Source organism: Streptomyces sp. NPDC088387 (assembly GCF_044753385.1).
GTDB lineage: Bacteria > Actinomycetota > Actinomycetes > Streptomycetales > Streptomycetaceae > Streptomyces.
On the sequence record NZ_JBIVNC010000001.1, the window covers coordinates 38,887 to 59,782 of the forward strand.

General features: G+C 70.7%; 23 protein-coding genes. 2 read left to right on the forward strand and 21 right to left on the reverse strand.

Annotated features, from left to right (window positions below; all coding sequences use genetic code 11):
- Window positions 1–6: 6 nt before the first annotated feature.
- Together ACIQAC_RS00170 and ACIQAC_RS00175 are read right to left on the reverse strand one after the other, a co-directional pair.
- On the reverse strand, window positions 7–1,455 hold the full coding sequence (locus ACIQAC_RS00170; protein ID WP_402185574.1) for an alkaline phosphatase PhoX: 1,449 nt from the start codon (window positions 1,453–1,455) through the stop codon (window positions 7–9).
- Window positions 1,456–1,634: 179 nt separating this feature from the next.
- Window positions 1,635–3,086, reverse strand: a complete 1,452-nt coding sequence (locus ACIQAC_RS00175) for a hypothetical protein (protein WP_402185576.1) — start codon at window positions 3,084–3,086, stop codon at window positions 1,635–1,637.
- A 352-nt stretch (window positions 3,087–3,438) separates the two neighbouring features.
- Between ACIQAC_RS00175 and ACIQAC_RS00180 the strand changes: the two genes are divergently transcribed.
- Window positions 3,439–5,265: an endonuclease/exonuclease/phosphatase family protein gene (locus ACIQAC_RS00180; protein WP_402185577.1), complete on the forward strand. Its 1,827-nt coding sequence runs from the start codon at window positions 3,439–3,441 to the stop codon at window positions 5,263–5,265.
- Window positions 5,266–5,317: 52 nt separating this feature from the next.
- Here the strand turns inward: ACIQAC_RS00180 and ACIQAC_RS00185 are convergent, their stop codons facing one another.
- The 5 genes from ACIQAC_RS00185 to ACIQAC_RS00205 all read right to left on the reverse strand — a co-directional run bounded on the left by ACIQAC_RS00185 (window position 5,318) and on the right by ACIQAC_RS00205 (window position 8,535).
- On the reverse strand, window positions 5,318–6,061 hold the full coding sequence (locus tag ACIQAC_RS00185; protein WP_402185578.1) for an SRPBCC domain-containing protein: 744 nt from the start codon (window positions 6,059–6,061) through the stop codon (window positions 5,318–5,320).
- 88 nt (window positions 6,062–6,149) lie between these two features.
- Complete coding sequence (locus ACIQAC_RS00190) at window positions 6,150–6,812, reverse strand: ArsR/SmtB family transcription factor (RefSeq protein ID WP_402185579.1); 663 nt, start codon at window positions 6,810–6,812, stop codon at window positions 6,150–6,152.
- Between the two features lie 137 nt (window positions 6,813–6,949).
- Window positions 6,950–7,654, reverse strand: coding sequence for an antibiotic biosynthesis monooxygenase (locus ACIQAC_RS00195; protein ID WP_402185580.1), 705 nt, complete (start codon window positions 7,652–7,654; stop codon window positions 6,950–6,952).
- A 66-nt stretch (window positions 7,655–7,720) separates the two neighbouring features.
- On the reverse strand, window positions 7,721–8,410 hold the full coding sequence (locus ACIQAC_RS00200; protein ID WP_402185581.1) for a hypothetical protein: 690 nt from the start codon (window positions 8,408–8,410) through the stop codon (window positions 7,721–7,723).
- The gene (locus ACIQAC_RS00205; RefSeq protein WP_402185583.1) at window positions 8,407–8,535 is read right to left on the reverse strand and encodes a hypothetical protein; all 129 of its coding nucleotides are present in this window, start codon (window positions 8,533–8,535) and stop codon (window positions 8,407–8,409) included. Before ACIQAC_RS00205 ends, ACIQAC_RS00200 begins: the two co-directional genes overlap by 4 nt.
- Window positions 8,536–8,710: 175 nt before the next feature.
- Here ACIQAC_RS00205 and dapA point away from each other — a divergent pair, with 175 nt between their 5' ends.
- Window positions 8,711–9,601, forward strand: coding sequence for a 4-hydroxy-tetrahydrodipicolinate synthase (gene dapA / locus ACIQAC_RS00210; protein WP_402185584.1), 891 nt, complete (start codon window positions 8,711–8,713; stop codon window positions 9,599–9,601).
- Between the two features lie 30 nt (window positions 9,602–9,631).
- Here dapA and ACIQAC_RS00215 read toward each other — a convergent pair whose 3' ends face one another.
- From ACIQAC_RS00215 to ACIQAC_RS00280, 14 genes are all read right to left on the reverse strand, one after another.
- Complete coding sequence (locus ACIQAC_RS00215; RefSeq protein WP_402185586.1) at window positions 9,632–10,837, reverse strand: WD40 repeat domain-containing protein; 1,206 nt, start codon at window positions 10,835–10,837, stop codon at window positions 9,632–9,634.
- Complete coding sequence (locus tag ACIQAC_RS00220) at window positions 10,834–11,385, reverse strand: SigE family RNA polymerase sigma factor (protein WP_402185588.1); 552 nt, start codon at window positions 11,383–11,385, stop codon at window positions 10,834–10,836. Before ACIQAC_RS00220 ends, ACIQAC_RS00215 begins: the two co-directional genes overlap by 4 nt.
- Before the next feature lie 157 nt (window positions 11,386–11,542).
- Window positions 11,543–11,785, reverse strand: a complete 243-nt coding sequence (locus ACIQAC_RS00225; protein WP_402185590.1) for a hypothetical protein — start codon at window positions 11,783–11,785, stop codon at window positions 11,543–11,545.
- Window positions 11,786–11,956: 171 nt separating this feature from the next.
- Entirely contained in the window at window positions 11,957–12,946 is a 990-nt protein-coding gene (gene dapD / locus ACIQAC_RS00230) for a 2,3,4,5-tetrahydropyridine-2,6-dicarboxylate N-succinyltransferase (RefSeq protein ID WP_402185591.1), read from the reverse strand.
- A 243-nt stretch (window positions 12,947–13,189) separates the two neighbouring features.
- Window positions 13,190–13,753, reverse strand: a complete 564-nt coding sequence (locus tag ACIQAC_RS00235) for a TetR/AcrR family transcriptional regulator (RefSeq protein WP_402185593.1) — start codon at window positions 13,751–13,753, stop codon at window positions 13,190–13,192.
- Window positions 13,753–14,073 (reverse strand): DMT family transporter, encoded by a 321-nt coding sequence (locus ACIQAC_RS00240; RefSeq protein ID WP_402185595.1) that lies wholly within the window; start codon window positions 14,071–14,073, stop codon window positions 13,753–13,755. Before ACIQAC_RS00240 ends, ACIQAC_RS00235 begins: the two co-directional genes overlap by 1 nt.
- 121 nt (window positions 14,074–14,194) lie before the next feature.
- Window positions 14,195–14,527: a metal-sulfur cluster assembly factor gene (locus ACIQAC_RS00245; RefSeq protein WP_402185596.1), complete on the reverse strand. Its 333-nt coding sequence runs from the start codon at window positions 14,525–14,527 to the stop codon at window positions 14,195–14,197.
- Window positions 14,524–14,991 (reverse strand): Fe-S cluster assembly sulfur transfer protein SufU, encoded by a 468-nt coding sequence (gene sufU / locus ACIQAC_RS00250; protein WP_402185598.1) that lies wholly within the window; start codon window positions 14,989–14,991, stop codon window positions 14,524–14,526. The genes ACIQAC_RS00245 and sufU overlap by 4 nt, the downstream gene beginning before the upstream one ends.
- 16 nt (window positions 14,992–15,007) lie before the next feature.
- Window positions 15,008–16,279 carry a cysteine desulfurase gene (locus tag ACIQAC_RS00255; RefSeq protein ID WP_402185600.1) on the reverse strand — a complete coding sequence of 424 codons (1,272 nt, stop codon included), beginning with the start codon at window positions 16,277–16,279 and terminating at the stop codon, window positions 15,008–15,010.
- The gene (sufC, locus tag ACIQAC_RS00260) at window positions 16,276–17,040 is read right to left on the reverse strand and encodes a Fe-S cluster assembly ATPase SufC (protein WP_402185601.1); all 765 of its coding nucleotides are present in this window, start codon (window positions 17,038–17,040) and stop codon (window positions 16,276–16,278) included. The genes ACIQAC_RS00255 and sufC overlap by 4 nt, the downstream gene beginning before the upstream one ends.
- Before the next feature lie 7 nt (window positions 17,041–17,047).
- Window positions 17,048–17,368, reverse strand: a complete 321-nt coding sequence (locus tag ACIQAC_RS00265; protein WP_402185603.1) for a bifunctional 3-phenylpropionate/cinnamic acid dioxygenase ferredoxin subunit — start codon at window positions 17,366–17,368, stop codon at window positions 17,048–17,050.
- Window positions 17,365–18,552, reverse strand: coding sequence for a Fe-S cluster assembly protein SufD (sufD, locus tag ACIQAC_RS00270; protein ID WP_402185604.1), 1,188 nt, complete (start codon window positions 18,550–18,552; stop codon window positions 17,365–17,367). The genes ACIQAC_RS00265 and sufD overlap by 4 nt, the downstream gene beginning before the upstream one ends.
- Window positions 18,553–18,608: 56 nt before the next feature.
- The gene (sufB, locus tag ACIQAC_RS00275) at window positions 18,609–20,033 is read right to left on the reverse strand and encodes a Fe-S cluster assembly protein SufB (RefSeq protein WP_402185606.1); all 1,425 of its coding nucleotides are present in this window, start codon (window positions 20,031–20,033) and stop codon (window positions 18,609–18,611) included.
- Window positions 20,030–20,779, reverse strand: a complete 750-nt coding sequence (locus tag ACIQAC_RS00280; RefSeq protein ID WP_402185608.1) for a helix-turn-helix transcriptional regulator — start codon at window positions 20,777–20,779, stop codon at window positions 20,030–20,032. Before ACIQAC_RS00280 ends, sufB begins: the two co-directional genes overlap by 4 nt.
- Window positions 20,780–20,896 lie beyond the last annotated feature (117 nt).

The window sequence follows — 20,896 nt, forward strand, 5'->3', positions numbered from 1 at the left end:
AATTAGTTACCGGCGCTGCCGCTTCCAGGGGCCGGTGATGGCGAACATGACTCCGGGCGTCTGAATGCTGGCGAAGAGGGTTTTGCCGTCGGGCGAGAACGTGACGCCGGCGAACTCGCTGTACTGCGGGGCCTCCTCGGTACCGAGGTTCAGTTCGCTGCGGGCGATCGGGTAGGTGCGGCCGCTGTCGGTGGCGCCGATCAGGTGCTGGAGGCCTTCGCCGTCCTCGGCGAGGATGACGCCGCCGTAGGGCGAGACGGTGATGTTGTCGGGGGCGTCGTGGCCGCCGGCGGCCGGGTCCGGGTTGACGCCGAAGCGGATCTTCAGGGTCAGGGTGCGGCGCTTGGGGTCGTAGAACCAGACCTGGCCGTCGTGCTGGACCGGGCTCTCCGCGCGGGCGTAGGAGGAGACGACGTAGGCGCCGCCGTCGCCCCACCACATGCCTTCGAGTTTGCGGGCGCGGGTGACCTGGCTGTCGGTGAACTGCTTGCGGATGGACGTGGTCCGGGCGTCGCGGTCCGGGACGTCGATCCAGTCGACGCCGTAGACGGTGCCGATCCTGGTGGCGCGGGACAGGTCGTCGACGAACTTGCCGCCGGAGTCGAAGCACTTGGCGGCCTGGAACCCGCCCGCGGTGTCGGCCAGGGTGCGCAGCCGGCCGCGGCCGTGCCGGAAGCCCTGCGGCGGGGTCCAGCGGAACAGCAGTCCGTTGGGGGTGTCGGCGTCCTCGGTGAGGTAGGCGTGGCCGGACCTGGGGTCGATGACGACGGCCTCGTGCGCGAAGCGGCCGAAGGCCTTGACCGGCTTGGGGTCGCGGTTGGCACGGGTGTCGGCGGGGTCGACCTCGAAGACGTAGCCGTGGTCCTTGGTCATGCCGTTCTGGCCGGCCAGGTCCTCGGTCTCCTCGCAGGTCAGCCAGGTGTGCCACGGGGTGCTGCCACCCGCGCAGTTCTGCGAGGTGCCGGCGATGCCGACCCACTCGGCGACGTTGTCCCGGTGCACCTCGACGACCGTGCAGCCGCCGGCCGCGGCCGGGTCGTAGACCAGGCCCTCGGTGAGCGGTACGGGGCGTGCCCAGCCGGTGCGGGGGCCCTTCATCTCGTGGTTGTTGACGAGAAGGGTGGAACCGCGGCGGCCCGGGAAGGCGGCGGTGCCGTCGTGGTTGGAGGGGGTGGTCTCGCCGGTCTCCAGGGTGGTCCTGCCGCTGTAGGTGACCACCCGGTAGCTGAACCCCCTGGGCAGGGAGAGCAGTCCGTCCGGGTCGGGAACGAGCGGCCCGTATCCGATCCCGCCGCCCGCACCCTCCGTGCCCTCGGTGCCCTCCTCGCCCGCCGCGGTCTCTTCGGCGGCGAGGGCGCCGGGTGCGGTGGCGAGGGCACCGACGGTGCCTACCAGCGCGACACCGGCGCCGGTGATCGCGGACGTCGCGGTGAAGTCTCTGCGGGTGAGCGACATGCTGTCTCCTGTGACGGGTGGGGGGACTGTTCGGAGGCCGGCGTACGTCGACGGTTGACACCGTTCGCCCCAGTGCTCAACTGGAGTTGAACGGCAGGTTACGTCCCCGTGGCCCCTGCCGTAATCCGTCCGACGCCGTTGACAGGAACACACCGTTCACAGGTTTCAACGCGCTGACCTCAGCCTCCTTGCTGTGACCTCGCCTTGAACGCCGCCTTGCGGGCCTCCTTCGCGATCCGCTTGTCCGGGTGCAGCCGGCCCATCGCCTCCAGTACGTCGGCGGTGGCGGGGTGCTCGACACGCCAGGCGGCGGCGAAGAAGCCGCTGTGCTGCTCGGCGAGCCCGGCGACCAGATCGCGCAGTTCCTCGGAGTTGCCCTCGGCGGCGAGCTGGGCGGCCAGTGTGTCGACGGTCAGCCAGAAGACCATCGCCTCGGACGGCGGCGGTACGTCGGTGGCGCCGTTCTCGGTGAGCCAGACCCGGGCGAGGCCGCCGAGCTCCGGGTCGTCGAGGACCTCCCGCAGGGCGGGTTCGGCCTGGCCCCCGACGAGGGAGAGCGCCTGCTGGCAGCGCAGCCTGCGCAGGGGTGCCCCGGCGTCGCCGCCCCGGGCGGCGGCGAGCAACTCCCGTGCGGCGGCGAGGGGTTCGTGCCGGGCGAGCCACTGCTCGGTCTCGGCGCGGGCGGCGCGCGGCCCGAACGCGGCGGTGCCGTCGAGCAGCGCGTCGGCGCCCTTGTCGCTGAGGTCACCGACGGCCGGGGCGTCGACACCGCTCTCCAGCAGCCGTGCGCGCAGGCCGTAGAGGCCGAGGGGGGTGAGCCGGACCATGCCGTAGCGGGAGACGTCGGTGTCGTCGACGGGGGCGGCGGGCTCCTCGTCGGCGTCGGCCATCAGGGCCTCGTCCACGGGCCGGTAGGCGACGAGGCCGATGGGTTCGAGGAGCCGGAACTGGTCGTCGAGGCGCATCATCGCGTCGGAGACCTGTTCCAGCACGTCGTTGGTGGGTTCGCCCATGTCGCTGGGGACGATCACGGAGGCGGCGAGGGCGGGCAGCGGGACGGGTTCGTCGCCGGGGCCCTCCTCGCTGACGGCGAGCAGGTAGAGGTTGCCGAGGACGCCGTCGAGGAAGTCGGCCTCCGCCTCGGGGTCCCAGTCGAGCTGCGAGAGGTCGACGGTGCCGCCCTCGTCGAGGGCGCCGACGAGGTCGTCGAGGTCGGGGACGCTGGCGTCGGCGAGAACCGTCTCCAGGGCGGCCAGCCAGACACCGAGGACGTCCTGCGGGGCGCCGGAGGTGAGCAGGGCGAGTTCCTCGCCTGCGGTGACGGTGCCCTCGCCCTCGTCCTCGTCGGTGCCCTCGCCCTCGTCGTTGATCTCGACGAGCCCGGTGTCCACGGCGACCCGCCAGGCCTCGCTCGCGAGGGCGGCCGCGTCGTCGCCGGTCAGGGCCAGCGCCTCGGCCGCCGCGGGGAGCTGCGCCTCGACGAGTCCGCCGCCGGCGTCCACCCGGGTGCCGGGTCCGGCCCAGCGGGCGAGCCGGACGGCCCGGGACAACAGGGGGGTGGACAGCGCGTCGCGCGCCAGCTCCGCTTCGGGGGTCGGCCGCACCGGCGGCAGGGGGGAGCTGTCTGACATCGGGGGTACTCCTAGCAGGGCACTTGCGAAGGCCGTGGCCCGCTCGGACGCGGCACACGACGGCCGTACGCCACTGGGACACGACACCCGGACACGCGGCTCAGCCTAGACGGATATCGACCCATGCCGCCCGGTTCATCTCCCGGACAGCTGCCGTCCATGGCCGAAACCTTGACAACTTCCCTGACCAGGCAGGAGATTGACGCGCGTAGAAACCGGGCGGACAGCTGTGCCCCGACGGGGGCGGCCCACCGGTTTCTACGCGCGTCAACGTCCGCCCCACCGGTCGTGATCACGTCTGTTCCGTTCCCCCACGTCCCGGCGCCCACGTATGTCCCCGGAGGGATCTCCCTTGCCGAGCAAGTCTTCCGCGCGCCTCGCCGCGCTCACCGTCGCCGCCGTGTGCTCGGCGGCGTCCACCGTTGCCCTCACGTCGCCCGCCCACGCGGACTCGGTGCGGGTGCACGACATCCAGGGCTCGACCCGCACCTCGCCGTACGCCGGCCAGCAGGTCACGGACGTGACCGGAATCGTCACCGGCGTCCGCGGCTACGGCTCCTCCAGAGGCTTCTGGATCCAGGACCCGGACGCCGACAAGGACCCGGCCACCAGCGAGGGCATCTTCGTCTTCACCTCGTCCGTCCCGAAGGTGGCCGTCGGTGACGCGGTGACCGTCTCCGGCACGGTGAGCGAGTACGTCCCGGGCGGCACGTCCTCGGGCAACCAGGCGCTGACCGAAATCACCCGCCCGGTCGTCACCGTGCTGTCCAGCGGCAACGCGGTCCCGGCGGCGAAGGTGATCGACAGCCGCTCGGTGCCCTCGCGCTACGCGCCGGCCGGCGACCCGGCGGCGAACGGCTCGATCAACGGCCTGACCCTGCGCCCGTCGAAGTACGCCCTGGACTACTACGAGTCCCTTGAGGGCATGAACGTCCGGGTCGCCAACACCCGGGTGGTCGGCGCCACGGACCCGTACACCGAGCTGTGGGTGACGGTGAAGCCGCACGAGAACCGCAGCGCTTCCGGCGGCTCGGTCTACGGCTCCTACGACGCCCAGAACACCGGCCGCATCCAGATCCAGTCGCTCGGCGCGGCCGCCGACTTCCCGAAGGCCAACGTCGGCGACACCCTCACCGGCACCACGGCGGGCCCGCTGGACTACAACCAGTTCGGCGGCTACACGCTGGTCGCGAACCAGCTCGGCGCGCTGAAGCAGGGCGGCCTGGAGCGCGAGACGACGGACCGGCAGCAGCGCGGCGAGCTGGCGGTGGCCACGTACAACGTGGAGAACCTCGACCCGTCCGACGCCACGTTCGAGGAGCACGCCGCCGCGATCGTGCACAACCTCCAGTCGCCCGACATCGTGTCCCTGGAGGAGATCCAGGACGACAACGGCGCCACGAACGACGGCACGGTATCCGCCGAGCAGACGCTGAAGAAGCTGACGGACGCGATCGTCGCGGCGGGCGGCCCGGCCTACGAATGGCGCTCGATCGACCCGGTGAACAACGCCGACGGCGGTGAGCCGGGCGGCAACATCCGCCAGGCGTTCCTCTTCAACCCGGAGCGGGTCTCCTTCACCGACCGCGCGGGCGGCGACGCGACGACCGCCGTCGGTGTGACGAAGGTGCGCGGCAAGGCCGCCCTCACCGTCTCCCCCGGCCGAGTCGACCCGGCCAACCCGGCCTGGACGAACAGCCGCAAGCCGCTGGCGGGCGAGTTCGTCTTCCGCGGCGAGACGGTCTTCGTGATCGCGAACCACTTCGCGTCCAAGGGTGGCGACCAGGGTCTGACGGCCGCGACCCAGCCGCCGGTGCGCAGCTCGGAGACGCAGCGCCACCAGCAGGCGACGGCCGTCAACGCCTTCGTCAAGGACCTGCTCGCCATCCAGAAGAACGCGGACGTCGTCACCCTCGGCGACATCAACGACTTCGAGTTCTCCGACACGGTCGACCTGCTCGAAGGCAGGGGCGAACTCTGGTCGGCGGTCAAGTCCCTGCCCAGGAGCGAGCGTTACTCCTACGTCTTCCAGGGCAACAGCCAGACCCTGGACCAGATCCTGATCAGCCCGTCGATCCGCCGCGACTGCGACTTCGAGTACGACAGCGTCCACATCAACGCGGAGTTCAACGACCAGATCAGCGACCACGACCCGCAGGTCCTGCGCTTCCGCCCGTAGTACGCGGGTCCCAGGGCTCAGGGCTCAGGTCTCAGGGCTCAGGGCTCAGATCTCAGGACCGGCTGAACACCCCGTTCAGCCAGCCCTGCCAGCCCGTTTCGAGGGCCTTCGCGTCGGCGTCCGGCGCGAAGGCGTGGATCGACATGCCGACCACGTGGCCCCAGTGGTTGCGGCCGAAGACGCGGATCATGGCGTCCTCGGTGCGCAGCCCGAGGAAGTACTCGTTGTGGTAGTCGACGACCGCGTCGAGGGGCCGGCCGTCGGGGCCCTCGGCCTGTACGCGCGCGCCTTCGGCCGTGTCCGCGGTGAGGCCGAGGGCCCGCTCCACCGCGCCCAGGGCGTCCGGCGCGCCGGCCGCCCCGGGGCCGTCGAAGGTGGTGAAGGCGGTGATGGGCCGGCCGCCGAACCGGGTCAGGTACTGGCGCAGGGTGTGCAGGTAGAAGTCGGTGTGCTTGTCGGCGCCGTCGTACTGGTTGTCCCAGTCGTCGACGAAGATGCCGCTGTGCACGTACCGCACCCAGGCGCGGCGGCCCTCGTCGCGCGGTTCGATCGTGTAGTCGAGCTGGTTGAGGGTCTGTCCGGCGTTGCTGTCGATGTCCGCGACGCGGTTGGTGTACCGGTGCGGCGGGTCCCAGGCGACGATCTCGGACCCGAAGGGCCCCTTGCCGCCGACCCGCGGCTCGGGCGGGTCCATGGGCCAGAGCCAGCCGCCGGTACCGGTCGTGGCCGCCTCCCACACCTGCTCGGGCGTGGCGTCGACCTCGTACTCGCGGACGATCTCGAATTCCTTGGACATGGTGGGCTCCTCAGGACTACCCGATCACGGGTTTGCGGGGTTATGGGGTTACGGAGTTGTGGGGTTACGGGGTCACGGAAGCTCGGGGCTACTGGCCGAGTTCCGGCGCCGGCCGGGACGTGACCGGTTCCGACGGTGCCGGGTCCCCGGCCGTCTCCGGCACGGGCTCGTCCCTGACCTTGGGATGGACGGCCACGACGATCCGGTGCTCCCGGCCGCCCTCGGCGTCCGGCGCGTCGTACTTCCGGATCAGCGCGCCGACACCCGCCGTCAGCTCCTCGACGAACGCGGCCCGGTCGGCGGCGGAGGCGAACCGCACCTCGCCGTCGAGCGCGAACGTCGCGAGCCGCTTGCGGGCCCTGGCCGCGCCGGTGATCAGCGTGCCGACGTCGCGCACCAGACGAGCGCCGAGCGCCAGCATCCAGCGCGCCGACAACTGGTCCCGGAACCGGTCCGGGTCCGGCTGCACGGCGGCCAGGGCGAGCGGCGAGATGACGTACGACGCGGCGGTCGCCCGCATCAGCCGCTCGGTGACATTGCCCTTGCGGCGCTCGCCCGACAACTCGACCAGGCCGTGCCGCTCCAGCGCCTTGAGGTGGTAGTTCACCTTCTGGCGGGGCAGTCCGACCCGGCCGGCCAGCATGGCGGCCGACGCGGGTCCCGCCGCCAGCTCGGCCAGCAGCCGGGCCCGGACGGGGTCCAGGCTGACGGCCGCTGCTTCGGGGTCCTCGATCACGGTGACGTCCAGCATGGGTCCACCATCCCACCGAACACTTTTTTTGTCCAGACGGTTGAAGTGTTCGGCCGGCTCCCGGCCGGATCAGCTCCCGACCGGAGGCCGGATCAGCTCCCGACCGTCTCGGTTCCTGGCCGTCTCGGCCCCGGCCGTCACTCCGGCACAAGCCCCAGCGCATGCCGGTACCGCGCCGCCGTGAACCCCTTCACCCCGGCATACGACTGCACCCGCGCCCACTGCTCGTTCGGTGAGGCGACACCGTCGCCGGGCGCCGCGAGCGCGGCGTCATAGGCCGCGTCGTCCTCCCACTCGGCGTAGTTCAGGACGTGCGTACCGTCCTGCGAGAGGTGGAAGTGGGCGGAGATCAGCCCGCGATGGCCCTCCTCGTCACCTGCGAGGGCCGTCAGGACCAGATCGACCCACTCCCGCCGGCGCGCGGCGGCACCCTGCTCGAACTCGATCCGCACGGCGACGATCAGACCGGGCACCCGGCGGTCACCGGCGGGGCGCTCCTGGCTGCGGTAGCGGCGGTACCGGTCGAGCCCCAGCCGCTCGATCCCGGGCACCGCGGTGTCGATCTCGTCGACGGTCTCCTGGCGCCGGGTCTTCACAAACCCCTCGTAGGCCCGCTCGTCCGCCCACTGCGAGTGGTGCATCAGCGTGCTGCCGTCGTGCCCGGTGTACACGTGGTACGAGAGCAGCCGCCCGGTCGGCCACGGGCGCCGCTCCCAGGCGGCGGCGACGGCCTCGACCGCCTGCCGCTGCCGTTCGGGTGCGCCCAGGCGCCAGGTGCTGAAGAAGGGCGCCCCGGCCTCCGGCCGGACGAGGTCGGGGTGGGCATCGGTACGGCGGGTCATGACGGGCCTCCTGGTCGCTGTCACGTGCGGACAGCGACCACCCTCCGACCTCAACCAAACTTCAGGTCAAGCCCCCTTGCCGTCGCGCCGCTCCCCGAGCCGGGCGAGCTGCGCCTGGAACCAATCGAGCCGCGCCTGCAACAGGGCGGCCTCCGCCGCGAGTTCGGGTACGTCGAACTCACCGCCCGACTCCGTGACCCCGGCCCGCGCCACCGCCCCCGCCCGCCCGGCGACGACCCGCAGCCGCTCGCCGGCCAGCCGCGCGAACCCGGCGAGCGAGACGGACGTACGGCCGCGCAGACAGCCCGCGCAGGTGGGCGCCAGGGCGTACCAGCCGGGCCGGCCCCAGCCGGCGTCGGCGAGCGCCGAGGCGACCGCGCCGCACGCGCACGGCCCGACGGTCGCCGTACGCACCCGCTGGCGGGCGTAGCGGAAGCCGCGCTCGAAGCGGATGTACCGGCCGAGCACGGTGACTTCGAGGAGCATGGCGGCCCGGTGCTCGGCCGTGCACAGCAGCGCCTCGGCCACGGTGCGGTCGTGCACGCAGTGGAAGCCGCAGTCGCAGCGGCGGTGCGGTGCCGCGTGGCGCAGGCCGTAGACGCAGGACGCGTCGGCCAGCACTCCGTACGGCAGCGCGCCGCCCAGCGACACGCCGGTGAACCCGGCCCGGGTGCCGTCCTGGGACAGCAGCGGGTGGGCGATCTTGTATCCGGTCGGCGGCTCCGTCGGGCGTTCCTCGGGAAGCCGCAGTCTCATCGCTCGGCCGGCACCTCTTCGGGGGCCTTCAACTCCTTGATCCCGTCGGGAAGTTCGAGCTCCGCGTCCGCGACGGGCGGCCGCTCCTCCGCGACTCCGGTGGCGAGTGCCCTGCCCAGCTTCATAACGCCTCCCATGACCGGTGGTTGGTGGTCCGTCCGGGACATGGTGACCCATCGGGGCGGTACCTGGACATAGGGCCTCCGAGGCCGACCAACGACCACCTCGTAGCAGAGATAACGAGTATCTCGTAGAAGATTTAAGTGGAGCTTCACGGTTGTCGGGCCGACACTACCCACCATGACGAACTCCGCTCCCTTCGGCCGCGCCCTGTGCGCGATGGTCACGCCCTTCACCGAGTCGGGCGCGCTGGACCTGGACGGCGCCCAGCGGCTCGCCGGCCACCTGGTGGCGCGGGGGTGCGACGGCCTCGTCCTGTCCGGGACCACCGGGGAGTCGCCGACCACGTCGGACACCGAGAAGGCGGAACTGGTGCGGGCCGTACGGGAGGCGGTGGGCGGCCGGGGCACGGTGGTGGCGGGTGTGGGCACGTCCGACACCCGGCACACGGTGGAACTGGCCGTCGCCGCCGAGAAGGCGGGCGCCGACGGGGTGCTGGTCGTGACGCCGTACTACAGCCGGCCCCCGCAGGACGCGGTGGAGGCGCACTTCCTGGAGGTGGCCGACGGCTGCGGACTGCCGGTCGTGCTGTACGACATCCCGGGCCGCACCGGCACCCGGATCGAGCCGGACACCCTGATCCGGCTCGCCGCGCACCCGAGGATCGTCGCCGTCAAGGACTGCGGCTACGACTTCCTCGCGACCCAGAAGGTGCTGTCCCGCACGGAGTTGGCGTACTACGCGGGCTGCGACGAGCACAACCTCGCCCTGTACGCGGTCGGCGGCGCGGGCTTTGTCAGCACGGTCGCCAACGTCGTCCCGGACCACCTCCGCGCGGTCCTCGACGCCTTCGACGCGGGGAACACCGCGGAGGCGGCCCGGCTTCAGCGGGCGGCGACCCCTCTGATCGAGGCGATGATGTCCGCCGGGCTGCCCGGTTCGGTCACGGCGAAGGCCCTCCTGAACGACCTGGGACTGCCGGCGGGTCCGGTGCGGGCACCACTGCGGGCGGCCCGTCAGGAGGCGCAGGAGGGCCTTCGGCGGGTGTACGAGGAGCTGGTGTCCGCCTGAGCCCGGCGGGCCGGTCGGACACCGGCCCCCTCACCGGGTGGTGAACACCGGCTGCCAGTCCTGCCGGTAGAGCCCGGTCTCCTCGCGGTAGCCGCTGAGGGGCACGACCTTGCCGCTGCCGACCGTGACGAGGACCAGCCGCCCCCGGTACGCCTCGGACGCCGGATCCCGCTCCCACGCGACGAGCCGCCGCTCGTCGGCCCAGGCGAGCAGCTGGGCCCCGCGCACTTCGGCGATCCGCTCGCCGGTGTCCGGGTCGAGGATCTCGGAGTACGACGTCCCGGCCGGCTCCCGGAACAGGCCGCCCGCGGCGAGCGTGCCGTCCGGGGAGAGCCGGGCCCCGACGTCCGACCTCAGATACCGCTCGCCGAGCGGCGGCGCGGCCTTGTTCCCGGCGAGGTCGTAGTACTGCTGGAGCCCGTCCTTCTCCCCCACGACCCGCCCGTACACGTGCCGCTCGTCCCGTGCGAAGGCGAAGTCCTCCCGGGAGTTGATGTCCGTCCCGGCAGGCACCGCGCTCCACCGTGCCGTACCGTCCCGCAGCCCGAGGACGAGGAACCCGGTACGGCTGGACCGCCCGAACCGCGGCGTCCAGTCCTGCCCCGCGACGGTGGGCTTGTCGAGCAGGTCGGGGTGCCCGGTGTAGGTGGTGGCGAGCAGCCGGCTCCCGTCGCGCGAGAACGCCAGCCCTCCCACACCCCGTTCCACGGCGATCCACCGCTCGACCTCCCCCGTCGCCAGGTCCAGCAACCCGACCCGGCGGGCGGGAAGGCCCCGCTCCAGGACGGCGGCCGTCCGCGCACCGGGTGCGACGGCGACGAAGGCCCACCGGTCGTCCTTCTCGTACCGGCCGGTCGAGGGGTCGAGCAGCCAGTACGTATGGGTGAGCACGGCCGTCCCGCCGGCCTGCGGGACCGGCGCGGTTGTGTAGTACGCGGCGAGGACCGCCCGCCCGGCGGCGATCTGCTCACGGGGCGGCGCCTGGTCGGGATGCGCGTGCAGGTCCTTCTGCCGGACGACTCCGGCGGGCCGTACGTCGTCACGGCCGGAGTCGAGCAGTGGTACGCCGACCGCCACAACCACCGCCACCGCGGTGGCGACGGCGGCACCGGCGGCGCGGCGGCCACGGCGACGCCGGCGCACGGCGAGGACCCGGTCGGCGAAGCCGGGCCCCACGGGGGCCTGTCCGTCGGCCTGTTCCCGCAGCACGTCACGCACAAGCTGCTCGGTGTTCACTGCTGCACCTCCAGGCGCGGGTGTTGGGTAGCCGTCCGACCCATGGCGGGGGCGAGGGCGCCCAGCTCGGGCGCGAGGGTGCGCAGCCGGGCCAGGGAACGATGGGTGGTGGAGCGCACGGTGCCGACGGAACAGCCCAGCACCCGGGCGACCTCGCCCTCGGGCAGATCCTCGAAGTACCGCAGGACCAGCACGGCCCGCTGGCGCGGGGTGAGCCGGGCCAGGGCGTCGCGCACGAGCAGCCGCAGTTCGGCACCGGCGGTGGCGTCGGCGGAGCTCCCGTGCTCGGGCGGTTCGGCGACGGTCAGCTCCCTGCGCGGCCATTTCAGCCGCCAGCGGCCGATCTGCTGCCGGTACAGGATCTGCCGTACGTACGCCTCGGGTTCGTCGATCCGCTGCCAGCGTCCGGCGGCCTTGATCAGCGCGTTCTGAAGCAGGTCCTCCCCCGCGTGCCGGTCGCCGCCGCTGAGCAGCACGGCCGTCTTCAGCAGGGCGGAGGAGCGGTTCGCCACGAACCGCCGGAAGTTCTCCTGTGCTTCGGCATCCATCGTCACCTTCTCGTCCCCGGGGCCGACCCCTGCCGGCCCCCTCGTCCCTGGTGACGCCCGCGGCCACCCGCCACTATGCCTGCCGGGCGGAACGAACCGGGAAATCGGTGAGGGGCCTCGCACCGCGCGAACCGCGGTACGGGGCCCCTCACCGTGCTCATCCGGTGGTGTGTTCCTCGACGTGCTCGTCACCGGTCAGCCGGAAGTGCTCCAGCACGTCCTCCATCGGGTCGTCGACCTGCCCGAGATGCAGGTTGACGAGCCCGATCCGCGGCCCGTTGTGGGACCCCGTGTGGGTCTCGTCGGCCTGCGCGGTCCCGGCCGCTCCCCAGCACACCGCCATGACGGCGACCGTCCCCGTCGCCCACCGCGCCGCACCCCTGGCCCGCTCGTCCGTCATTCCTCAGCCCCTCGTCTCGCCACCCGTCGGGCGGCTGGTCGGCCCCAGTGACACCGGTTCACCGGTTCATCGGCCGAACGGGCCCGGAAGTAACGGACGGTAGTCCTTTTAAGTGATCGTCACGATCGGCGGAAAGACGCGACGAGGGGCCGCGGGCCGGGACCGGGAGGGTCAGTTGTGGCTGTGCAGGATGTCGTTCAGGCCGCCCCAGTCGGCGTTGTTCGGGCGGGCCTCCACCGTGCCGGTGACCGAGTTGCGGCGGAAGAGGATGTTGTCGGCGCCGGAGAGGTCGCGGGCCTTGACGATCTGTCCGTCGGGCATGGTCACGCGGGTGCCCGCGGTGAGGTAGAGGCCCGCCTCCACCACGCAGTCGTTGCCCAGCGCGATGCCGATGCCGGCCTCGGCGCCGACCAGTGAGCGCTCGCCGATGGCGACCCGCTGCTTGCCGCCGCCGGACAGCGTGCCCATGGTGGAGGCGCCGCCGCCGATGTCCGAACCGTCGCCGACGATCACCCCCTGCGAGATACGGCCCTCGACCATCGACGTACCGAGCGTGCCGGCGTTGAAGTTGACGAAGCCCTCGTGCATGACGGTCGTACCGGCGGCGAGGTGGGCGCCGAGCCGTACCCGGTCGGCGTCGGCGATCCGGACGCCCGACGGGGCCACGTAGTCGGTCATCCGGGGGAACTTGTCCACGCCGAACACACTCACGTGCAGACCACGGGCGCGCGCGGCGAGCCGGACCGTCTCCAGGGTGTCGACCGGCACCGGGCCGAGCGAGGTCCAGGCGACGTTGGCCAGCAGGCCGAAGATGCCGTCGAGGTTCTGGCCGTTGGGCCGCACCAGGCGGTGCGAGAGCAGGTGCAGCCGCAGATAGGCGTCGTGGGTGTCGAGCGGCTTGTCGTCCAGCGAGGAGATGACCGTACGGACCGCGACGATCTCCACGTTGCGCACACCGTCCTTGACCAGCGCGGCGACTCCGTGCTCGCCGAGCAGGGCGCGGGTGCGGTCGGCGTCCAGCCGCTCGGTACCGGCCGGTCCGGGTTCGGCGGAGAGTTCGGGCGCGGGGAACCAGGTGTCGAGCACGGTGCCGTCGGCGGCGATGGAGGCGAGGCCGGCGGCCACGGCACCGGTGGTACGGGAAGCAGTCGTATCGGTCATGAGGGCAACCTAACCGCCACACGCCCACGGGTGCCAACCAGCGGCGGGGCGTCTCAGGTGCCGGGCGCGCACGCGCGACGGCCACCCGGTCACGCCCCCCGGCCACCGCCGCCCCGCCGTCTCCACCCGGTCACAGCCACTCCGCCACGGCCGCCCCGCCGCCGCCACCCGGTCACGGCCACTCCGCCGCCACCACCCCGATCACAGCCACTCCGCCACCGCCGCCCCGCCGCCGCCACCCGGTCACGGCCGGCCCGTCACGCCCACCCCGGGGGCGAGCACCCGCGCCAGCACGTCCCGCGCGTACTCCTCGTCGTACGAGGCGTCCGTCAGCAGGACCTGGAGGCAGATGCCGTCCATCAGCGCCACCACCGCGCGTGCCGTGACGGGGTCCGTGCGATGGGCGAGCAACTCCGCGATCCCGTCCCCCCATTCCGCGGCCACCGGACGCAGGGCGGGCCGACGCAGGGCCGCCAGATACAGCTCGTACTCCAGCTCCACCCCCGTCCGCTCGCCCGCCAGCCACTCGCCGAGCAGCGCGGCGAGTTCGGCGGCCAGGTCGGTCGCCGGGTCGGCGAGCGCGCCGCGCTCGGCGACCGCCTTGGCGAAGCCCTCGTTGGCCTGGCGCAGCGCGGCGACGAGCAGCTCGTCCAGCGTCTTGAAGTGGTACGTCGTCGACCCGAGCGGCACATCCGCCTCGGCCGCCGCCGAACGGTGGCTCAGCCCGGCGATCCCCTTCGCCCCGACCACCCGGATCGCCGCGTCGATGATCCGCTGGCGGCGCTCGGGGTCGTAGCGACGGGCCATCAGTGTGCGCCTCCCAGGTTGAGCACGATCACGCCGACGACGATCAGTGCGATCCCGGCGGCCTTCGTCATGCTCATCCCCTCACCGAGGAAGAGCAGTCCTATGACCGCGATCGCGGCGGTCCCGGCGCCGGACCAGATCGCGTAGGCCGTCCCCACGGACACCGTCTTCAGTGTCTGCGCGAGCAGCGCGAACGCCACGACGTAGCCGAGCGCGGTGATCAGCGACGGCCACAGCCGGGTGAAACCGTGGCTGTACTTCATCGCGGTGGTGGCACCGACCTCGGCCACGATGGCTCCCACGAGCAGAAGAAATCCCATGTGTACAAGAGTACACATCGTTGCGTACGGTTGTACACAACGCCGGGGGTAGGGCGGGAGAACGGAAAGCGGCCCCCGGCACAATGCCGGGGGCCGCCGAAATCCTGCGGAGCGGGTGGTCTCAGACGTTGAAGCCGAGCGCCCGCAGCTGCTCGCGCCCATCGTCGGTGATCTTGTCCGGGCCCCACGGCGGCATCCACACCCAGTTGATGCGGAGCTCGTTCACGATGCCGTCCGTGGCGGACTTGGCCTGGTCCTCGATGACGTCGGTGAGCGGACACGCCGCCGACGTCAGGGTCATGTCGAGCGTCGCGATGTTCGCGTCGTCGATGTGGATGCCGTAGATCAGGCCCAGGTTGACGACGTCGATGCCCAGCTCGGGGTCGACGACGTCGTACAGCGCCTCGCGGACCTCTTCCTCCGAGGCCGGCTTCATCTCAACGGTCTCGCTCATGCCGTCTTCCTCTCAGCGGCTTCGGAACCCAGCGCCTGGGCCGTCGCGTCCTTCCACGCCATCCAGCTCAGCAGCGCGCACTTCACCCGGGCCGGGTACTTGGAGACACCGGCGAACGCGACCGCGTCCTCCAGCACCTCCTCCATCGCGTCGTCGGGCTCGATCCTGCCCTTGGACTGCATCAGCTCCAGGAACGTCTCCTGGATCTTCTGCGCGTCCGCGAGGTCCTTGCCGACCAGCAGGTCGTTCAGCACGGAGGCGCTCGCCTGGCTGATCGAGCAGCCCTGGCCCTCGTACGACACGTCCTGGATCGTCGAGCCGTCGTACTTCACCCGGAGAGTGATCTCGTCGCCGCACGTCGGGTTCACGTGGTGCACCTCGGCATCGCCGTCCCGCAGACCACGCCCGTGAGGGTGCTTGTAGTGGTCCAGGATGACTTCCTGGTACATCGAGTCCAGCTTCACCGTTTTTGCACGCCCCTCAGCCGAAGAAGTTCCGTACGTGCTCCAGACCGTCGACCAGAGCGTCGATCTCGGCCGGCGTGGAGTACAGATAGAACGACGCTCGTGTGGTCGCAGGAATTCCGTACCGCAGGCAGACGGGACGGGCGCAGTGGTGACCGACCCGGACCGCGATGCCCTGCTCGTCCAGTACCTGGCCCACGTCGTGCGGGTGGATGTCGCCCAGCGTGAAGGAGATAGCGGCGCCCCGGTCCTCGGCCGTGGTCGGGCCGATGATCCGCAGGTCCGGGACCTCCGTCAGACGCTTGACCGCGTACTCCGTGAGCGCGTGCTCGTGGGCGAGGATCCTGTCCATGCCGATCGCGCTCAGATAGTCGATGGCCGCGCCCAGACCGACCGCCTGCGCGATCGGCGGGGTGCCCGCCTCGAACTTGTGCGGCGCGGGAGCGTAGGTCGACGAGTGCATCGACACGGTCTCGATCATCTCGCCGCCGCCCAGGAACGGGGGCAGGTCCTCAAGGAGTTCCTGCCGGCCCCAGAGCACGCCGATGCCGGTCGGGCCGCACATCTTGTGGCCGGTGAAGGCCACGAAGTCGGCCTGGAGCGACTGCACGTCCAGCGGCATGTGCGGCGCGGCCTGCGAGGCGTCGATGCAGACGAGCGCGCCGACCTCCTGCGCACGGCGCACTATCGCCTCGACCGGGTTGACCGTGCCGAGGATGTTCGACACCAGCACGAAGGAGACGATCTTCGTCTTCTCGGTGATGATCTCGTCGATGTTCGACAGGTCGAGGCGGCCGTCGTCGGTCAGGCCGAACCACTTCAGCTTCGCGCCCGTGCGCTGCGAGAGCAGCTGCCACGGCACGATGTTGGAGTGGTGCTCCATCTCCGTGATGACGATCTCGGTCTCGTGGTCCACCCGGTAGGGCTCGTCGGCCCAGCCCAGCATGTTGGCCACGAGGTTGAGCGACTCCGAGGCGTTCTTGGTGAAGATCACCTCGTCGCGGCTGGGCGCGTTGATGAACTCGGCGACCTTGTCGCGCGCGCCCTCGTACAGCGCCGTGGCCTCCTCGGCGAGCACATGCACACCGCGGTGGACGTTGGCGTTGTAGCGCTCGTAGTACTCGTTCAGGGCGTCCAGCACCTGGCGCGGCTTCTGCGAGGTCGCCGCGTTGTCCAGGTACACAAGCTTCTTGCCGTCGTGGACCGTGCGGTCCAGGATGGGGAAGTCCTTGCGGAGCGCCTCGCCCAGGAGATTGGGCACAGTGAGGAGGCCCGGCAGCTGAGTCACTCGGATGCGCCACCCTTCACGTATGCCTCGTAGCCCTCGTTCTCCAGCTTGTCGGCGAGTTCGGGGCCGCCGGACTCGGCGATCCGGCCGGCCGCGAAGACGTGGACGTGGTCGGGCTTGATGTAGCGCAGGATGCGCGTGTAGTGGGTGATCAGCAGGGTGCCGACCTCGCCGCTCTCACGGACCCGGTTGACGCCCTCGGAGACGACCCGCAGGGCGTCCACGTCGAGGCCGGAGTCGGTCTCGTCGAGGATCGCGATCTTCGGCTTGAGCAGCTCCAGCTGAAGGATCTCGTGGCGCTTCTTCTCACCGCCGGAGAAGCCCTCGTTGACGTTGCGCTCGGCGAAGGCCGGGTCCATGTTGAGGCGCTCCATGGCCTCCCGGACCTCCTTCACCCAGGTACGCAGCTTGGGGGCCTCGCCGCGGATCGCGGTGGCGGACGTACGGAGGAAGTTGGAGACCGAGACGCCGGGGACCTCGACCGGGTACTGCATCGCCAGGAACAGGCCCGCGCGGGCGCGCTCGTCGACGGACATCTCCAGGACGTCCTCGCCGTCGAGCAGCACGGTGCCACTGGTGATCGTGTACTTCGGGTGGCCCGCGAGGGAGTAGGCGAGGGTCGACTTGCCCGAGCCGTTGGGGCCCATGATGGCGTGCGTCTCGCCCTGCTTCACGGTGAGGTCGACGCCCTTGAGGATCTCCTTCGTGGCGTTGTCGGCCTCGACGGTGACGTGCAGGTCTCGGATTTCAAGCGTTGCCATGGGTGCCTCAGGACTCCTGGGTGAGGGAGACGAGCACGTCGTCCCCTTCGATCTTTACGGGGTAAACGGGGACGGGGCGCGTCGCGGGAAGGCCGGACGGCTTACCGGTGCGCAGGTCGAACGAGGAACCGTGCAGCCAGCACTCGATCTGGCAGTCCTCCACCTCGCCCTCGGACAGCGAGACGTTCGCGTGCGAGCAGATGTCGTTGATCGCGAAGACCTCACCCTCGGTGTGCACGAGGGAGACCGGCGTGCCGTCGAGTTCCACCCGCTTCGGGGTGTTCTCCTCCAGCTCGCTGAGCGCACAGGCACGTACGAAGGTGGTCATCCGACCGACGCCTCCAGCTCCTCTTCGATACGGGTGATGAGCCGCTCCTCCAGGTCCGCGATGCCGATCTGCTGGACCAGCTCGGCGAAGAAGCCGCGGACGACGAGACGGCGGGCGTCCTGCTCCTGGATACCGCGGGCCATCAGGTAGAACAGCTGCTCGTCGTCGAAGCGGCCGGTGGCGGAGGCGTGACCGGCGCCGACGATCTCGCCGGTCTCGATCTCCAGGTTCGGCACGGAGTCGACGCGGGCGCCGTCGGTGAGCACGAGATTGCGGTTCATCTCGTACGTGTCGGTGCCCTCGGCCGTGGCCTCGATGAGCACGTCACCGATCCACACCGCGTGCGCGCCCTCGCCCTGGAGAGCGCCCTTGTACATCACGTTGGACTTGCAGTGCGGGGCGTTGTGGTCGACCAGGAGGCGGTGCTCCTGGTGCTGGCCGGCGTCCGTGAAGTACAGGCCGAACAGCTCGGCCTCGCCGCCGGGTCCGGCGTAGGACACGCGCGGGTGCAGTCGTACGACATCGCCGCCGAAGGTGACGACGAAGGACTTGAACGAGGCGTCCCGGCCGATCAGGGCGTTGTGCTGAGCGACGTGCACGGCCTTGTCGTCCCAGTCCTGGATGGAGACGACGGTCAGCTTGGCACCGTCCCCGAGGACGTAGTCGACGTTGGAGGCGACCACGGCGTCACCAGTGTGGTCGAGGACGACGACGGCCTCGGCGAAGGCGCCCAGCTCGATCATCTGGTGGCCGAAGCGGGTCCCGCCCTCGCCGTGCACGGCGATGCGGATCGGCTCGGTGAGGACCGTCTCCTTGGGGACGGTGACCACGCCGGCCTTCTCGAACGACGAGTAGGCCTGGGCGGCGATGCGGTCCACCGGGGTGCCGGCCTTGCCGAGTCGCGGGTCGTCGCGGTCGACCAGCTCGACGGTGACGCCCTCGGGGGCCTCCACCTCGACCTTCACGCCCTCGCCGCCGGCGGCCGCGGTGCCGTCGTGCAGCCCGCGCAGCCGCTCCAGCGGCGTGAACCGCCACTCCTCCTCGCGGCCGTGGGGGACTGGGAAGTCCGCCACGTCGAAGGACGGGGGCGCGCTCATGCGCGTGGCGACGGTCGACTCGGCGGCCACCGCGATCGATCCGGCGGTGGTGGAGGACCCCACCGTGGAGTTCTGAGCCTCAGCCATGGCTGTCGTAGTGCTCGCTTTCTGATGTCAGGACGTGTGCGGGCCAGTGGCCGGGGTCAGCCGACCGAGCCTTCCATTTGCAGCTCGATCAGCCGGTTGAGCTCCAGGGCGTACTCCATGGGCAGTTCCTTGGCGATCGGCTCGACGAAGCCGCGCACGATCATCGCCATCGCCTCGAACTCGCTCAGACCGCGGCTCATCAGGTAGAAGAGCTGGTCCTCGGAGACCTTGGAGACGGTCGCCTCGTGGCCCATGGACACGTCGTCCTCACGGACGTCCACGTAGGGGTACGTGTCGGAGCGGGAGATGGTGTCGACGAGCAGGGCGTCGCACAGCACGTTGGACTTCGAGCCGTGGGCGCCCTCGCCGATCTCGACCAGACCGCGGTAGGAGGTACGGCCGCCACCACGCGCCACGGACTTCGACACGATGTTGGAGGAGGTGTTGGGCGCCATGTGGACCATCTTGGAACCGGCGTCCTGGTGCTGGCCCTCGCCCGCGAAGGCGATGGACAGGGTCTCGCCCTTGGCGTGCTCGCCCATCAGGTAGACGGCCGGGTACTTCATCGTGACCTTGGAGCCGATGTTGCCGTCGACCCACTCCATGGTCGCGCCCTCGTAGGCCACGGCACGCTTGGTGACCAGGTTGTAGACGTTGTTCGACCAGTTCTGGATGGTCGTGTAGCGGCAGCGGGCGTTCTTCTTGACGATGATCTCGACGACCGCGGAGTGCAGCGAGTCCGACTTGTAGATCGGGGCGGTGCAGCCCTCGACGTAGTGCACGTAGGCACCCTCGTCGACGATGATCAGGGTCCGCTCGAACTGGCCCATGTTCTCGGTGTTGATCCGGAAGTAGGCCTGGAGCGGGATCTCGACGTGCACACCCTTCGGCACGTAGATGAAGGAACCGCCCGACCACACGGCCGTGTTCAGCGACGCGAACTTGTTGTCGCCGACCGGGATGACGGTCCCGAAGTACTCCTTGAAGAGCTCCGGGTGCTCCTTCAGCGCGGTGTCGGTGTCGAGGAAGATGACGCCCTGCTCCTCCAGGTCCTCACGGATCTGGTGGTAGACGACCTCCGACTCGTACTGGGCGGCGACACCGGCGACGAGGCGCTGCTTCTCGGCCTCCGGGATGCCCAGCTTGTCGTAGGTGTTCTTGATGTCCTCGGGCAGGTCCTCCCAGGACTCCGCCTGCTTCTCCGTGGAGCGCACGAAGTACTTGATGTTGTCGAAGTCGATGCCGGAGAGGTCCGAGCCCCAGTTCGGCATGGGCTTCTTCTCGAACAGGCGCAGGCCCTTGAGACGGAGCTTGGTCATCCACTCCGGCTCGCTCTTCTTGGCGGAGATGTCCCGGACGACTTCCTCGTTGATACCTCGCTTGGCGGAGGCACCAGCCACGTCGGAGTCGGCCCAGCCGTATTCGTAGGTGCCCAGACCCTCGAGCTCGGGGTGGGCGGTCTCCTCGATGGGGAGCGTCATGCGGGGTTCCTCCCGGCGGTACGTTCAGATGCGTTCTGGCTGTGGAGTTGCGTCTTGGAAATCTTTGGGATGAACGTCGTGCAGACGCCGTCGCCGTGCGCGATGGTCGCCAGTCGCTGGACGTGCGTTCCGAGCAGTTGGGAGAAGATCTCCGTCTCCGCCTCGCAGAGCTGGGGGAACTTCTCCGCGACATGGGCCACCGGGCAGTGGTGCTGGCAGAGCTGCTCACCCTGTTGCGGGAGGGGCGCGCTGCGCGCCGTAGCAGCGTACCCGTCCGCGCTCAGGGCCTTGGCCAGGGCTTCGGTGCGCTCTTCGGGGGCGGCGGAGTCGACGGCCGCGCGGTAGGCGGCGGCCTGCTCGGCGATCCGGGCGCGGGCGAAGGCGACGACCGCCTCGTCCCCGCCGAACCGCTCCTGTATGTACCTCAGGGCGTCGGCGGCGAGCTTGTCGTAGGACTGGTCGAAGGCGTCCCGGCCGCAGTCGGTCAGGGCGAACACCTTGGCGGGGCGGCCGCGCGTGCGCGCGCCGTACACTCGCTGCTCGCGTGCCTCCACGACGTCGTCGGCGACCAGCGCGTCGAGATGCCGGCGGACGGCGGCGTGGGTGAGACCCAGCCGCCCGGCGAGCTCGGCGACGGTCGACGGCCCGTGGTCCAGGATGGAGCGCGCGACGCGGTTGCGCGTGGACCTGTCCGAGCGCATCCCCGACGCGAGTTCCTCCTGCGGAGCCTCGTCGACGTTTTTCACAACGCCATTGTTGCGTAATTCCTCAGAGCCTGACAAGCGGCGTCCAAAGGGGCGGACGGTGCCCTGCGTCACTTAGGTATACCTAATCCGACCTGGGCAAACGATCTTTGATCGATC

Coding starts and splice junctions, on each gene's coding strand:
- dapD (WP_402185591.1), bottom strand. CDS start 12,946: ATGACCGATACGACTGCTTCCCGTACCACCGGTGCCGTGGCCGCCGGC.
- ACIQAC_RS00235 (WP_402185593.1), bottom strand. CDS start 13,753: ATGGCCCGTCGCTACGACCCCGAGCGCCGCCAGCGGATCATCGACGCG.
- ACIQAC_RS00195 (WP_402185580.1), bottom strand. CDS start 7,654: ATGACCCGCCGTACCGATGCCCACCCCGACCTCGTCCGGCCGGAGGCC.
- sufC (WP_402185601.1), bottom strand. CDS start 17,040: ATGGCAACGCTTGAAATCCGAGACCTGCACGTCACCGTCGAGGCCGAC.
- ACIQAC_RS00220 (WP_402185588.1), bottom strand. CDS start 11,385: ATGGATGCCGAAGCACAGGAGAACTTCCGGCGGTTCGTGGCGAACCGC.
- sufD (WP_402185604.1), bottom strand. CDS start 18,552: ATGGCTGAGGCTCAGAACTCCACGGTGGGGTCCTCCACCACCGCCGGA.
- ACIQAC_RS00265 (WP_402185603.1), bottom strand. CDS start 17,368: ATGACCACCTTCGTACGTGCCTGTGCGCTCAGCGAGCTGGAGGAGAAC.
- sufB (WP_402185606.1), bottom strand. CDS start 20,033: ATGACGCTCCCCATCGAGGAGACCGCCCACCCCGAGCTCGAGGGTCTG.
- ACIQAC_RS00245 (WP_402185596.1), bottom strand. CDS start 14,527: ATGAGCGAGACCGTTGAGATGAAGCCGGCCTCGGAGGAAGAGGTCCGC.
- ACIQAC_RS00185 (WP_402185578.1), bottom strand. CDS start 6,061: ATGTCCAAGGAATTCGAGATCGTCCGCGAGTACGAGGTCGACGCCACG.
- ACIQAC_RS00175 (WP_402185576.1), bottom strand. CDS start 3,086: ATGTCAGACAGCTCCCCCCTGCCGCCGGTGCGGCCGACCCCCGAAGCG.
- ACIQAC_RS00205 (WP_402185583.1), bottom strand. CDS start 8,535: ATGAAGCTGGGCAGGGCACTCGCCACCGGAGTCGCGGAGGAGCGGCCG.
- ACIQAC_RS00225 (WP_402185590.1), bottom strand. CDS start 11,785: ATGACGGACGAGCGGGCCAGGGGTGCGGCGCGGTGGGCGACGGGGACG.
- ACIQAC_RS00190 (WP_402185579.1), bottom strand. CDS start 6,812: ATGCTGGACGTCACCGTGATCGAGGACCCCGAAGCAGCGGCCGTCAGC.
- ACIQAC_RS00170 (WP_402185574.1), bottom strand. CDS start 1,455: ATGTCGCTCACCCGCAGAGACTTCACCGCGACGTCCGCGATCACCGGC.
- dapA (WP_402185584.1), top strand. CDS start 8,711: ATGACGAACTCCGCTCCCTTCGGCCGCGCCCTGTGCGCGATGGTCACG.
- ACIQAC_RS00240 (WP_402185595.1), bottom strand. CDS start 14,073: ATGGGATTTCTTCTGCTCGTGGGAGCCATCGTGGCCGAGGTCGGTGCC.
- ACIQAC_RS00200 (WP_402185581.1), bottom strand. CDS start 8,410: ATGAGACTGCGGCTTCCCGAGGAACGCCCGACGGAGCCGCCGACCGGA.